This window comes from Aminivibrio pyruvatiphilus (genome assembly GCF_004366815.1).
GTDB lineage: Bacteria > Synergistota > Synergistia > Synergistales > Aminobacteriaceae > Aminivibrio > Aminivibrio pyruvatiphilus.
This window is the reverse complement of record NZ_SORI01000001.1, coordinates 182,325-195,939: the sequence shown is the minus strand read 5'-3', so window position 1 is coordinate 195,939 and position 13,615 is coordinate 182,325. Positions and strand designations below refer to the sequence as shown.

Sequence of the window (13,615 nt, the reverse complement as noted above, 5' to 3'; positions counted from 1 at the left end):
GCCTGACCTCCCTTTCGCGGAGCCCTTCCGGCAAAACCGTCCGCCGGTTTTTTCCGCTGCGGTATTTATGCTACCATATCCCTGCATCCTACAATCGGGAAAGGGGGCATTCAATGAGAATTCATACGGAATATCTGTGGTTCGAAACGAAGAAACGAAAGGAACTGGTCCGCATCACGCCGAAGCTTGAGCAGATTCTCGGGCGAAGCGGCGTTTCGGACGGGATGATGCTTGTATCGGCCATGCACATCACCGCCGGAATCATCGTGAACGATGATGAAACGGGACTTCACGGGGATATTATGGAGTGGCTCGAGAAAACAGCCCCCGAAGATCCGTCCTACGCCCACCACAGCACGGGGGAGGACAACGGGGACGCTCACCTGAAGCGGATCATGGTCCACCACCAGGCGATTCTGCCGGTGACAGGCGGAAAACTCGATCTCGGACCCTGGGAACAGTGTTTCTATGCTGAATTCGACGGCAGGCGCAGAAAGCGCGTGGTCGTCAAGATCATGGGGGAATAAGCGATGATGAAATCCATACTTCTGGGAACGGCGGCTCTTCTGGCTCTCTCCCTTCTCCCCTCTCCGGCCCGTGCGGCCGGCGGGCTCATCCCCATGGAGGATTTCTTCCGGAATCCCGAAAGGAGCGGATTCCAGATATCCCCCGACGGGACGCGCATATCGTACCGCGCTTCATGGGAACGAAGAATGAACATCTTTGTGCAGAATGTCGGAGAGGAAACGGCAACGCGCATTACGTCGGCGACGGAGAGAGACATCCTGGCCTACTTCTGGGCAGGGAACGACCGGATTCTCTACCTGCAGGACTCGGGCGGGGACGAGAACTACCACCTCTACGCCGTGGACGCACTGGGTTCCGAAGCGAGGGACCTGACTCCCTTCAAGGAGGTACGGGTTTCCATCGTGGACCGCCTGGAGGAGATCGAGGACGAGGTTCTCATCGGAATGAACCGGAGGGATCCCCGGCTCTTCGATGTCTACAGGCTGAACATCGCCTCCGGGAAACTGACTCTCATCGAGGAAAACCCCGGGGACATCGAGGGATGGATGACCGACCACGAGGGGAAGCTCAGGGTGGCCATCCGGACCGACGGGGTCAACCGGTCCCTCCTCTATCGCGACAGGGAGGATTACCCCTTCCGGACGCTCCTCACCACCGACTTTCGGGAGAGCGTGTCTCCTCTCTTCTTCACCTTCGACAACAAAAAGCTCTACGTTGCCTCCAACCTGGGAAGGAATACCTCCGCCATCTTCGTCTTCAACCCCGAAAAGGCGGAAAACGAGGAGCTCATTTTCGAGCACCCCGAGGTGGACGTGTACGCCCTGTTCCGGTCGAAGAAAAGGAAAGTGATCACGGGAACGGGGTACACCACCGACCGGTTCCGGTACCATTTCTTCGACGAAGAGCGGGCGGAACTCCAGAAGGAGCTCGAGTCCCGGCTCCCCGGATACGTGGTCACCGTGACATCCATGAACAAAGAGGAAGACAGGGCTCTCCTCCACGCCGGGAGCGACCGGACCCAGGGGACCTATTACTTTTACGACATGAAGACGAAGGACTTCCGGAAACTCGCCGACCTCACTCCCTGGCTGCCCGAGGAGAAACTCGCCCCCATGAAACCGGTGCAGTACACAGCCCGGGACGGGCTGACCATCCACGGGTATCTCACCCTCCCCGCCGGGAGTGACGGCAGAAACCTCCCCGTGGTGATCAACCCCCACGGCGGACCGTGGGCCCGGGACACCTGGGGATACGACAGCGAAACCCAGTTCCTCGCAAACCGTGGACTCGCCGTGCTCCAGATGAACTTCCGGGGCTCCACGGGTTACGGACGGGCTTTCTGGGAAGCGGGCTTCAAACAGTGGGGACGGGCCATGCAGGACGACATCACCGACGGCGTACAATGGCTCATTGACCAGGAAATCGCAGATCCGGAAAGAATCGGCATCTACGGCGGCTCCTACGGGGGGTACGCCGTCCTCGCGGGGCTGGCCTTCACGCCGGAGATCTACGCCTGCGGCGTGGACTACGTAGGGGTATCCAATATCTTCACCCTCCTGGAGACGATACCTCCCTACTGGGAACTCGGCCGCCAGATGCTCTACGAGCAGATCGGCCACCCGGAGAAGGACAGGGACCTGCTGAAATCCGTTTCCCCGGTCTTTCACGCAGACAGGATCCGGGCTCCCCTCTTCGTGGCCCAGGGCGCCAACGACCCCCGGGTCAAGAAGGCGGAATCGGACCAGATCGTGGAAGCCCTCCGCGCGCGGGGAGTGGACGTGGAGTACATGGTAAAGGACAACGAAGGACACGGTTTTCTCAATGAAGAGAACCGGTTCGACTTCTACCGCGCCATGGAGCGCTTCCTTGCCAGGCACCTCGGGAGCATGGCGGAATAATAGGGACACATCGTACAAAGGGCGGGCCTTCCGGGCCCGCCCTTTTTCGCTACTCTTCCTCTTCCCGTTCCTTTTCCTTCAGCCAGTCGATCCAGTACAGGTCCGTCCGGCGGCTTGACAGGTTCCGGACGCTTCCCTGGAGCCGGAGTTCCTTCAGGAGCTCCACGTCGAGGTCGGCGATGAGGGCCATTTCTGTATTAGGAGTCGCCTCCGCCGCCACGGCGTCGTGGGGAAAGGCGAAGTCCGAAGGGGTGAAGATGGCGGACTGGGCGTACTGGATGTCCATGTTCTCCACCTTGGGGATGTTCCCCACGCTCCCGGCGATGGCCACGTAGCATTCGTTCTCGATGGCCCGGGACTGGGCGCAGCGCCGCACCCTGAGGTAGGCGTTCTTGGTGTCCGTCCAGAAGGGGATGAGCAGAATGTCCATTCCCTTGATGGCCAGGTACCGGGAGAGCTCGGGAAATTCCACGTCGTAGCAGATGAGGATGCCCACCTTCCCCACGTCCGTCTGGAAGACCCGGAGGTCGTGTCCTCCCTGGAGGCCCCAGTACCGGTACTCGTCAGGAGTGATATGGAGCTTGTACTGCTGGTCCCAGGTGCCGTCCCTCCTGCAGAGGAAGGAGACGTTGTACAGCCGGTTGTTCCTGAGCTCAGGCACGCTCCCCGACACGATGTTGATGTTGTAGGAGACCGCCATCTCCACAAGGCTCTTCCGGAGTTCCGCCGTGTACCCCGCCAGGGACCGCATGGCCTCTGCCGGGTCCTCCTGGTCGAACTGGGCCAACAGAGGGGCGTTGAACAGTTCGGGGAAGAGCATGAGGTCCGTATTGTACCCGGCCTGGGTGTCCACGAAAAACTCCACCTGCTGCAGAAAGTCCTCGAAGGACTCGAAGCTCCGCATCTGCCACTGGACGACCCCGAGGCGCATGTAGGTCTTCACCTTGGAGATGAGCCTCTTCCGCTCCTCGTAATAGATGTTGTTCCACTCCATGATGACGCCGTATCCCTTGGAGCTGTAATCCTCCGGCCAGTAGTTTTCCACCATCTTCTTGTAGTGGAAGTCGTTGCTGACCTGGAACGTGAGGACGGGGTCGGAGATCTCCCGGTTGTTTACCATGCGGAGGTACTGCTGGGGGGTTTTTTTGTCCGCCCATTCGGCATAGCCGGGAATCCGGCCTCCGATGATGATCCCCTTGAGGTTCAGGGTTTCGCAGAGTTCCTTCCTGGCGTCGTAGAGACGTCTGCCGAGCCGTTTCTCCCTGTAGTCGGGGGAGACGAAGATGTCGATGCCGTAGAGGAAATCCCCTTCCGGATCATGGTTTTTCAGGGTGCCGTCGCCGACGACCTCATTGTAGGTGTGCCTGTCGCCGAAGCGGGAATAGTCTATGACGAGGGAAAAGGCTCCGGCCACCACCCTGCCCTTGTCCTCGATACAGAGCTGCCCCTCGGGAAAGCGGGTGATCATCGACCTGAACTGTTCCCTGGTCCAGGCTCCTCCCATTTTCGGGTATATTCTGTCCATTATCCGCTTCACTTCGTCATAATCTTCAAGGGTGAACTGGCGCAGCTCCAGTTCGTGCTGGTACCGTTTCCGGGCCATGAGCGTCCGTCCTTTCAATGCAGAGTTTCCTTTTTTTCTATTATACGGTGCGCCGGGAAGAAAAACATGCGTAAGGACGAACGCTGAGAAAAAACAACCGCCCCGAAAAAATCCGGGGCGGTTCGGCCGGTTATTCCGGTTTCATCCCGTACAGGGAGCAGCCGGGGTTCAGCGGACGGGCCGGATCCTGGTACCTGGTCTCGAAGCAGAGGCACGAGACCGGAACCTCGTATGGGCCGTGGATCATGCCCACCGGCCTGCAGGCGTAATACCCGGAAGGGGCGGTCAGTTTTTTCGCCGTGTCCACCATGTACCCTTCGAGGATGAACACCTCCTCGCAGAAATCGTGGACCTGGGTCTTCGGGATCCGCACGCCCGAGGCGAACTTCACCAGTCGGGTCAGGTTCCCCGTATCGGGGTCCCAGGAAAGGATCTTTTCAAACACCCCTTTTTCCGCTCCCTCCACCTGTCTCCACTGTCCCAGGGGCAGGGTATCGGTAAACTCCATCTCCGGTTTTGCCATGACAATCCTCCTTATGGATAAATCAGAGCCCGAGGAAATCGGGCAGCCATGTCACCACGGCGGGGACGTAGGTTATGAGCAGCAGCAGGATCAGCAGGGGTATGAGCATGATCACCAGGTCCCTGAACATCTCCCGGAGGGAGGTGCCTGCAATCTCGCAGGAAACGAAGAGACACACTCCCAGGGGCGGGGTGCACATGCCGATGGTCAGGTTCACCGCCACCATGACGCCGAAATGGATCAGGTCGATGCCGAAGGTCTTCACCAGGGGAAGGAAGAGGGGAACGAAAATGGTGAGGGCGCTGGTGGTGTCGATGAAGGTTCCGGCGATGAGCAGAATGATGTTCATCACCATCAGGGCGCCCCACTTGGTGTCGATGACCTGGAGCAGGCTCTGGGTGATGGACTGGGGGATCATCTTCACCGTCATGAACCAGATGAAGAGGCTCGCCGTCATGAGCACCGTGAGAATGACCCCGTTGGTTATGGCCGCCTCGATAAAGGCGTGGGCGATCTTCTTCCAGGAGAGTTCCCTGTAGACGAGCCCGCCGAGGAGAAGGGCGTAGGCTACCGCGATGGCAGCCGACTCGGTGGGGGTGAAGATGCCCCCCACGATGCCGCCGATGATGATCACCGGCATGAGAAGGGCGAGGACGGCATCCTTGAGGCCCTGGCGGAGTTCCGCCGCCGAGGCCCGCTTTTCCCGTCCCACGTAGCCCCTCCGTTTGCTGATGAGCCAGTTGGCGACCATGAGGAAAAAGCCCATGAGAAGACCGGGAATGACGCCGCCCATGAACAGCTTCGCGATGGAGCTGCCCACGATGACGCCGTACACCACCAGGGGGATGCTCGGCGGGATGATGGGCCCTATGGATCCCGCCGTGGCCACCAGGGATGCCGAATAGGCCCGGGAATACCCCTTGGAGATCATCTCGCTGATGAGCAGGGCGCCGATGGCCGCCGTGGCCGCTATGGCGGAGCCAGTGACCGCCGCGAAGATCATGGAGGCCACGATGGCCACCATGCCGAGCCCGCCGGGCCAGTGCCCCACCAGGGCTTCGGAAAAGGTGGTGATCCGCTTCGAAATACCGCCCACGGCCATCAGGTTGCCCGCGAGGATGAACAGGGGGATGGCCACGAAGGCGAAGTTATCGATGCCCGTAAACATCCGCTGGACAATGACTTCAAGGGGCAGCCCCATGCCGAGCAGCCCTGCGAGGGTCGTGGCCCCCAGGGAGAAGGAGATGGGAATTCCCAGCAGGAAAACGCCGAACAGGCCGGCTATCCAGAGCATGGCCCGTCACCTCCCGGCGGAAGAGGAGCCGTTCCCTCTTCCTGCCATAGTCCCCAGGAGCTTCACCGTATCCAGCGCCAGAAAGAGGACCATAAAGCCTACCGTAAAGGGGATGACCATGTACACATAGCTCATGGGGAAAAGGAGGTAGGGGGTCACCTGGTCGGCATTGGCCGTCATGAAGGAAAAGCTGTACCGCAGCACCACGGTCAGAAAGGTGCAGACCACGATGTTGGACAGAAGATCGAACCATGGCTTGAGCCGCGGAGGCAGGACCTGGACAAGGACGTCGATGTTGAGGTGGGCCTTCTTGAAGACCCCTACCGCCATGCCGAAAAACACTGAGTAGACAAAGAAAATCCGGATTATGTCCGTCGCCCAGGGCATGGGGAGCTGGAATACATACCGCTGGATTACCTGGCCGAAGGTCACGGCAAAAACTACCGCAAGGCAGATTCCCGTGAGAACGGAAAAAAACGTCTGTATTTTTTTCACCTGACTCCACCTCGAGCTCTCGAAAAAAAAGCTCCGGGGGAGGTCCCCCCGGAGCCGCGGGGTGCTACTTCACCTTTGCGACTTCATCCTTTATCTTCTGGACAAGGGCCTCGGGAACGGAGTCGGCGAGAACCTTATGAAGATCCTCCGTGGCTTTGGCGAAGGCTGCCTTGTCGGGGTTCTCCTCCACTTCCACTCCTGCCTTCCGGATAACCTCGAAGCGCTCCCTGTCCAGCTCGGCAAGCTTCTGCCGCTGGAAGACGGCCGCTTCCATGGCAGCTTCCTTCAGTATGGCCTGGTGCTTCGGGTCGAGGCCGTTGAACCACTTGGGGTTGGCCACCACGAGAGCGGGTTCGTATGTGTGCCCCGTAAGGGAGAGGTATTTCTGCACCTCGTAGAACTTCATGGAGTAGATGGTGGCCACGGGATTCTCCTGGCCGTCCACAACCTTCTGCTGCAGGGCGGTATAGAGCTCGCCGAAGGGAATGGGGGTGGCTACGGCGCCGAGACTCTTCATGAACTCGATCCAGATCTTGGACTCCTGGACCCTGATCTTCAGTCCCTTCATATCGTCGGGGGTCTTCACGGGCCGGATGTTGTTGGTGATGTTCCTGAAACCGACCTCCCAGATGGAGAGGTTCACGAAGCCCTTGCCGAGCATGATGTCAGCAAGATCCTTGCCCACGGGGCCGTCGATCACTGAGTACACCTGCTCCCTGGTCTGGAAGAGGAAAGGCACGCCGAACACCTGGAGCTCGGGAACGAACCCTGCCATGTTGCCCGCCGCCACGGAGCTCATTTCGATGGTGCCCATGCGGACTCCTTCGGCCAGGTCCCTCTCGCCGCCGAGCTGAGCCTGCGGGAAGATGATGACTTTCATCTCTCCGCCGGACTTCTCCTCCACGAGCTTCTTGAACTGCTCCGCTCCGATCTGGTACTGGTGCTCCAGGCTTCCCGAGTGGGCGAACTTGAACTCCACCGCAGCAAACGCCGCCCCGGTCAGAAGGAACATGAACACCGCAACTGCCGCAAGAAACACTCCGCTCTTCTTCATTTTCTTCCCCTCCTATTTAAGATGGGTCCCGTAGATATCGGGTACCCTGTCATTGAAGACCGTCAGGAAATTCCTGGTCCTGGACACCTCGTCGAGGTCAATGGTGACAAACCCCGCCTCTTCGCCTTCCCCGCCCTCGAAGAGGACCTCTCCCTTGGGGCCGAGGATCATGGAGCCGCCGCCGAAATGGGTGTCCCCGGTGGTGCCGCACCGGTTGCAGGCCACCATGTACATCTGGTTTTCGATGGCCCTCGCCCGGAGAAGGGTCTTCCAGTGATCCGCCCGGGGACTCGGCCACTCGGCGCTCACGAAAAGCACCTCCGTGCCCCGGAGGGCATAGGTGCGCAGCCATTCGCAGAACCGGATGTCGTAGCAGATGACGCAGCCCGCCTTCGCTCCCTCGAGGGAGAAGAGGCATTCCTTTCTGCCGCCGGTGAAATACTTTTCCTCCTCCATGAGGCGAATGAGATGGACCTTGTCGTAGTAGGCCACCAGCTCGCCCCTGGGGTTGATCACCTGGGCGCGGTTCGCGAAGCCGCTCCCCGTGGAGGCGAGCACGGAACCGCCCACGAACCACACCCCGTACTTCTTCGCCAGGCTTCCGAGAAACTCGGCCGCCCCCTTGCCTTCCGGGTCCGCGAGTTCCGCCGCCCTGTCGAGGGCGTACCCCACGTCCCAGATCTCCGGTATGACCACCGCCGTGGGCATGTCGGACGGAACGGACACCGAGGCCATCCACTTCTCCACGTTTTTCCTGTTCTTCTCCCGGTCGCCCAGGGCGACATCAAGCTGCAGCACGCCGACTCGAAGCTTCACGGAACCACCTCCTCAATTGCGGTCGGGAAGGACCCGGACGGAATACTCGTGCCGGATCTCCCTTCCAAGAACGGGATCCTTCAGGGAGAGGACGTACCGCGTCCCGTAGACGATCCCCTCGCCGAGCACCGGCAGGGTGCCGCTGAACAGGGCGAGCCTTCCCGTCCCGGCCGGGGCGTCCTCCCTGGCCAGTTCGAAAAGCTTCTCCGGGGGAAGCATTTTCCCGAGGGTTCCCTCCTGGTAGAGCTTCCCGTCATTCCAGGTTCTCAGTTCGATGGAATCCCAGTGTCCCCTGACCTCGTCCACCCTCCAGAAGAGGGAGCCGATGACCTTCGAGCAGGCCTGCTTCGCCTTGGCCACCGACACCGTCTCGAGAGCCCTGTCCGTATGGTCGCTGGCCACGGTCACGCAGAGGTTTCCCCTCTCGTCCCGGGCGAGGAACACCTCTCCCTCGCCGGAGGAAAATTCGCCCACCACCCACAGCAGGCCCGTGTTCGACACCCGCTCCGGCTCCACCCAGTACATGGACGGCACCTTCTCGGGAGCCGGAACGCCGATCTTCCGCAGCTCCTCCACGTGGGCGAGCACTCCCGCCTGGTCCCGGCCGGTGTACCCCGCCGCCACGCAGGCATCCCAGGAGAGAAGCACCTCTCCGGAGACACCGTCTTTTCTCAGTACAGCACTTTTCATCCGCATGTCGTCAGCTCCCTCTTCCGTATGAGGACGAAACGTCGTCGATCTTCCGCAACAGTATGTCCTCTGTTTTTTCGAGATGCTCCAGGAGGGCCTCCCGGGCAGCCCGCTTTCTGCCTTCCTCCACTGCCGCCAGTATTCTGCCGTGTTCCGCCAGGACGTCGTCATACCGTTTCTCGTTCATGGCCAGCATGCCCAGCCAGATCATCTCCTCGCTTACGGCGTTCCAGAATTTCCGGAGAACGGAGTTCCCCAGAACGAGAAAGAGCACCGAGTGAAACGACTGGTCCGCCGTGATGAAGGAAAACAGGCTTCCCCGGGACTCATTCATCGCCCCGGCCATGGCGGCCATCTTCCGCCCCGCCTCCCGGGCAAGGCCCGTGGCGAGAAGAAGCTCCAGGGCGTCCCGCTCGAGAATCTTCCGCGCCTGGAACACCTCCCGAAGATCAGAAGACGACACCGGGCGGACCTGGATGTTCTTCCGGGAATTCACCCGCAGCCACCCCTCCTGGGAGAGGCGGTGGACCGCCTCCCGGACCGGAGTCCGGCTCATGCCGAGCTCTTCGGCGAGATTCCGCTCCTGCAGAATATACCCCGGGGGATACTCCAGGGAGAGAATGCCCTTTTTGATCCTCTCGTACACCCCGGAGGCAAGATTGTCCTTCCTCAAGTGGTATACCACTTCCTTCCATGGTATACCACAAGAATAATCAATCAAATGCATCCTGTCAAGAGGGCCGGAGGGAAAGGGTACGACAGCGTATGGTACAATTGCTCCGGAAGGTCGCGGGCATGCCTTTCCGGTCGTTGAAGAACAGAGCAAAGGGAGCTGAAGCGGAAATGGAGAGTTGCGGCGGAGTCAATTTCGAACACGTGGTCAACATCAGTCCGGTGGTTTCCATGGTCTGGCTTTCCGGCAGCAGGGACGTGCCGTGCTTCGTCTCGGGAGCCATCGCCTCCTTCGGATATACCCCTTCCGATTTCACCTCGGGGAAAGTCCGCTATGCAGATATCATCCACCCCGCCGACAGGGACGGGCTGGACCTGGTGCCGGACTGCGCATCCAGGGTGTACAGGATCGCCGCAGCAGACGGGAACTGGCGGTGGGTATCCCACAGGGTATGCCGCCTGGAGCACTCCCCCGGCGTTCCCGACGAATTTCTCTGGACTCTTGCGGACATAACGGCCCACAAGGAAGCGGACGTTCGTCTCAGGAAGAACGAAGAGGATCTCCAGGCACTGCTGAACGCCATTCCCGCGGTGCTTCTCGTCGTGGCGGAAGACGGGGAATGCCTCCGGGTCACCGGGTCGCCGGATACCCCCCTTGTGAAGGAAGCGGCCGGACTTGTGGGAAAGAAAGTTGACGAGGTGCTGCCCCCGGAACGGGGCAGTGAACTCCTCATTCCGGTGAAACGGTGTATCGAAACGGAAACCCCGCAGTTTTTCACCTTCGAGATTTCCGTCGGCGGGCGGACTTATTTCCAGGAGGCCCGGGTATCGCCCTTCGCCGGATCCTTCGGGGGAAAACGGTCGGCCATCGTGGTGGCCCTGGATGCCACATCCAGGAAGGAACTGGAGGATGAAATCATGCTCCAGGCAGGCCACGACCCCCTCGGAAGCCCGTCGAACAGGGGGCATTTCAACAGGAAGCTGCTCTTCTCCCTGGCGGACGCCCAGCGGACCAGTTCATCCCTGGCTTTTTTCATGATCGACCTGGACCATTTCAATGCGGTGAACGAGGCCATCGGACGGGACATGGCCGACCTCCTGCTTAAGGGAGTGGCCCGAAAAATTCAGGGCGCCTGCCGCCAGGACGACATCCTCTACCGAATGGAGGGAGTGAACTTCTACCTCATCCTCCCGAAGCTGCGGAACAGGGAGGAAGCCGCCATGACGGCGGACCGGATCCTCGGGGCGGTGCGAACGGCGGCCGTGGGGTACAGCGGGAACATTTCCCTGTCGGCCACCATCGGCATCAGCCTGTTCCCCGAAAACGGACTGGACGGGAAGACCCTCCTCCGGTCGGCGGAAACGGCTCTCTCCTCGGGGAAGACTGCGGGAGGCGACTGCTTCGTCTTTGCAGAACCCGCACCGGCCGGGGAATAGCCTCCTCTCCCCCTCTTTCGATGACAAAGGGCTCCCCCTGAAGGGGGAGCCCTTCTTCTTTTCCCGGAAAAGCCGGCTACCTGCAGAGCAGCACGGCCAGGTCGTTCACGTTTGTCCCCGTGGGCCCGGTTCTGACGAGACAGCCGCAGGCGTCAAGGCCCCGGTAGGAGTCATTCTCCGCAAGCAGGGATTCCGGGTCCATGCCCAGGCCCGCGAGAACCCCGGCGGTATGGCCGTCCACGAGCCCACCCGCGGCGTCGGTGGGACCGTCGGTACCGTCGGACCCCAGGGAAAGAAGAACCGTGTCCTGCAGTTCCCTGATTCCCAGGGCTGCGGCAAGAGCCAGTTCCTGGTTCCGTCCGCCCTTGCCCTTTCCTTTGAGGTGCACCACCGTCTCCCCTCCGAGCACCACCGCACAGGGAGGCTGCAGCGGAGTGCCGGACGCCCGGATCTGCCGGGCGATGGACGCCAAAAAGGATCCGGCCTCCCTGGCCTCACAGTTCAGGGTGGTGGTGAGCAGCAGTGTCCGGTACCCCAGTTCCGAAGCGGTTTTTTCCGCGGCGGCGCAGAGAGCGGACACGCTTCCCGCAATCACCGTGGAGACGTTGCCCAGTTCCTTCGGCGTCTCCTCCCCGAGGGCCTCGAGGAGGCCCGGGCGCAGGGACAGGCCGTACTTTTCCACGATCCGGAGGGCGTCCCGCACCGTGGATCCGTCAGGATGGGCCGGACCGGAAGCGATGCTGTCCAGACGGTCTCCCAGCACGTCGGAGAGCACCACGGCAAAAAGGCGGGCGGGCTCGACAAAGCGCGCGAACCTGCCGCCCTTGACCGACGAGAGTCGCTTCCGGATCGTGTTGATCTCCACGATGTCGGCGCCGCAGGCAAGAAGCTGGTCCGTCACCGACACGAGATCCTCCAGGGTCACACCGTCCCGGGGCTTTTCAAAAAGGGCGGAACCTCCCCCCGACACGAGAAAGAGCACCGTGTCCCCTTCCGAAAGATGTTTCACTTTTTCCAGTGCCCTGGCCGTGCCGCTGAGAGTGTTCCCGTCGGGGAAAGGATGCCCCGCCTCGAAAATTTCCAGTCCTTCTATCTGCCCCATGGAGTGGCCGTACTTGGTGACCACCGTGCCGCCGGAGAGCCTGTCCCCGAGAGTTTCGGAGGCGGCCTTCGCCATCCGCCAGGCCGCCTTTCCGATGGCGACGAGGACAACTTTCCCCCCGCCGTTGGTCCGGCCGGAGAACTCCCCGCCCCGAAGAGCCGCCCTCACCGCATTTTCCGGCAGGACCGTCTCGATGGCCTTCAGTCCGATCTTCATGGCGTCATCGCGAATTCGTTTCATGATCCAGCGGTCACCTCGCTTTTCGAATTTTTCTTCCCGCGGAAGGCGGACAGGACGCCGATGCATCGCTCCATGGTTTCGGGCGCGCCGAACCCGCCGGCCTTGGTGATCAGGGGAAGTCCCTCCAGGGGACCTCCGATGAGCCGTACCAGGGGAATGCCGGGCTCAACCTCGCCGACCAGGGAGACGCCCCTGCCCCCGAGGGCCCGGACCACATGGATGGCCGCCTCGCCGCCGGTGACAAAGACCCCGCCTGCCCCGCACGCCGCCAGGATGCGGGAAACCGCATCCGCCAGCACGGCACAGATGCGCTCCCCTGCATCTGCGTTCCGCCCCGCCTTCACCTGTTGTTCCTCCAGGGAGGAGGTCAGAAGGACATTCTTTCCCTGCCGGAGCAGGACCGCAGCTTCCCGGGCCAGGCGCTCCGCCTCCCCGGGACCGTCGGAGAGAAGAGCGCCGATGTCTGCCGGAACGGGAGCGGCCATCCCCTTTTTAATGACGTGCCCCGCCTGGAGAACGCTCCTGGGACTGAGGCTCACCACCACGAGCAGTACGGGCCGTACGGAAGAAACCAGGGCTCCCGCGAGCCCCGCCGATCCGACCCACAGCACGTCTTCAGCGGGAACGGAGGCGAGAACGCTCCGGGCGATGAGCTCCAGGTCCTCCTCCGTTTCGGAATCGAAGCAGAAATTCCTCCTGAATCCGGCTCTTTCGAGGATGGCGGGGACCATTCCCTTCCGTATCTCGTCCAGGGACACTTGCCTCGCCCCGGCAATCTCCTTTCCCTGAAGGCATTCCGCCAGGGAAGATGTGGCCGCCGGTTTCCTGGGATCCCGCCCCATTTCCGTCTCCGCCACGGGAACGCCGTCCAGAAGCAGCAGGCCGTTCACGGCAGTCCTCCGGTTTCCTGGGTAGGCAGGGGCGAAGACCGTGAGGGAAAAACCCAGGCCGTCCCGGAGCACCGACGTCTCCGCCCTGATATTGCCTCTCAGGGTGGAGTCCACTTTCTTGAAGAAAATACCCTTCCCCTTCAGCGGGGCGAGATGGGGGAGAGCTTTTTCCAGGAGGGCGGCTGCCTCCTCCTCCGGGATGTTTCTCGACTCCGTATCGAGAACCGCCGCCCCGTCCTCTTCCAGTGTCCCGAGGGCGGCAGGATCCAGGGTCACCGAGGAGGAATACCCCGCTTTGAGAAACTGGATACCCGCATCGTTCGCGCCGGTGAGGTCATCGGCTATGATGACGTATCGCCTGTCCATGGGGGCG

13 protein-coding genes are annotated in these 13,615 nt (G+C 61.3%); 3 read left to right on the top strand and 10 right to left on the bottom strand.

Annotated elements, in window-relative coordinates; all coding sequences use genetic code 11:
* Window positions 1-113 precede the first annotated feature (113 nt).
* Together C8D99_RS00770 and C8D99_RS00765 are read left to right on the top strand one after the other, a co-directional pair.
* The gene (locus C8D99_RS00770) at window positions 114-527 is read left to right on the top strand and encodes a secondary thiamine-phosphate synthase enzyme YjbQ (protein WP_133955352.1); all 414 of its coding nucleotides are present in this window, start codon (window positions 114-116) and stop codon (window positions 525-527) included.
* Window positions 528-530: 3 nt separating this feature from the next.
* The gene (locus tag C8D99_RS00765) at window positions 531-2,426 is read left to right on the top strand and encodes a S9 family peptidase (protein WP_208321022.1); all 1,896 of its coding nucleotides are present in this window, start codon (window positions 531-533) and stop codon (window positions 2,424-2,426) included.
* A gap of 49 nt (window positions 2,427-2,475) precedes the next feature.
* On the opposite strand, the gene C8D99_RS00760 is transcribed toward C8D99_RS00765, so the two are convergent.
* The 8 genes from C8D99_RS00760 to C8D99_RS00725 form a co-directional block, all read right to left on the bottom strand.
* Window positions 2,476-4,029 carry a carbon-nitrogen hydrolase family protein gene (locus tag C8D99_RS00760; protein WP_133955350.1) on the bottom strand — a complete coding sequence of 518 codons (1,554 nt, stop codon included), beginning with the start codon at window positions 4,027-4,029 and terminating at the stop codon, window positions 2,476-2,478.
* A 130-nt stretch (window positions 4,030-4,159) separates the two neighbouring features.
* Complete coding sequence (locus C8D99_RS00755) at window positions 4,160-4,552, bottom strand: cupin domain-containing protein (RefSeq protein WP_133955348.1); 393 nt, start codon at window positions 4,550-4,552, stop codon at window positions 4,160-4,162.
* Between the two features lie 22 nt (window positions 4,553-4,574).
* Window positions 4,575-5,846, bottom strand: a complete 1,272-nt coding sequence (locus tag C8D99_RS00750) for a TRAP transporter large permease (RefSeq protein ID WP_133955346.1) — start codon at window positions 5,844-5,846, stop codon at window positions 4,575-4,577.
* 6 nt (window positions 5,847-5,852) lie between these two features.
* Window positions 5,853-6,341 carry a TRAP transporter small permease gene (locus C8D99_RS00745; protein WP_133955344.1) on the bottom strand — a complete coding sequence of 163 codons (489 nt, stop codon included), beginning with the start codon at window positions 6,339-6,341 and terminating at the stop codon, window positions 5,853-5,855.
* A 64-nt stretch (window positions 6,342-6,405) separates the two neighbouring features.
* Window positions 6,406-7,395: a TRAP transporter substrate-binding protein gene (locus C8D99_RS00740; protein WP_133955342.1), complete on the bottom strand. Its 990-nt coding sequence runs from the start codon at window positions 7,393-7,395 to the stop codon at window positions 6,406-6,408.
* 12 nt (window positions 7,396-7,407) lie between these two features.
* The gene (locus tag C8D99_RS00735) at window positions 7,408-8,211 is read right to left on the bottom strand and encodes a carbon-nitrogen family hydrolase (RefSeq protein WP_133955340.1); all 804 of its coding nucleotides are present in this window, start codon (window positions 8,209-8,211) and stop codon (window positions 7,408-7,410) included.
* A 12-nt stretch (window positions 8,212-8,223) separates the two neighbouring features.
* Window positions 8,224-8,901, bottom strand: coding sequence for a DUF2848 family protein (locus C8D99_RS00730; protein WP_243833789.1), 678 nt, complete (start codon window positions 8,899-8,901; stop codon window positions 8,224-8,226).
* A gap of 10 nt (window positions 8,902-8,911) precedes the next feature.
* Window positions 8,912-9,574, bottom strand: coding sequence for a GntR family transcriptional regulator (locus C8D99_RS00725; RefSeq protein WP_243833788.1), 663 nt, complete (start codon window positions 9,572-9,574; stop codon window positions 8,912-8,914).
* 170 nt (window positions 9,575-9,744) lie between these two features.
* On the opposite strand from C8D99_RS00725, the gene C8D99_RS00720 reads away from it, so the two are divergent.
* Window positions 9,745-11,010, top strand: coding sequence for a sensor domain-containing diguanylate cyclase (locus C8D99_RS00720; RefSeq protein ID WP_166669940.1), 1,266 nt, complete (start codon window positions 9,745-9,747; stop codon window positions 11,008-11,010).
* Between the two features lie 76 nt (window positions 11,011-11,086).
* On the opposite strand, the gene C8D99_RS00715 is transcribed toward C8D99_RS00720, so the two are convergent.
* The gene (locus C8D99_RS00715; protein WP_133955332.1) at window positions 11,087-12,352 is read right to left on the bottom strand and encodes a glycerate kinase type-2 family protein; all 1,266 of its coding nucleotides are present in this window, start codon (window positions 12,350-12,352) and stop codon (window positions 11,087-11,089) included.
* A complete protein-coding gene (locus tag C8D99_RS00710) occupies window positions 12,349-13,608 on the bottom strand; it encodes a four-carbon acid sugar kinase family protein (protein WP_133955330.1) in 1,260 nt (419 codons plus the stop codon). Before C8D99_RS00710 ends, C8D99_RS00715 begins: the two co-directional genes overlap by 4 nt.
* Window positions 13,609-13,615 lie beyond the last annotated feature (7 nt).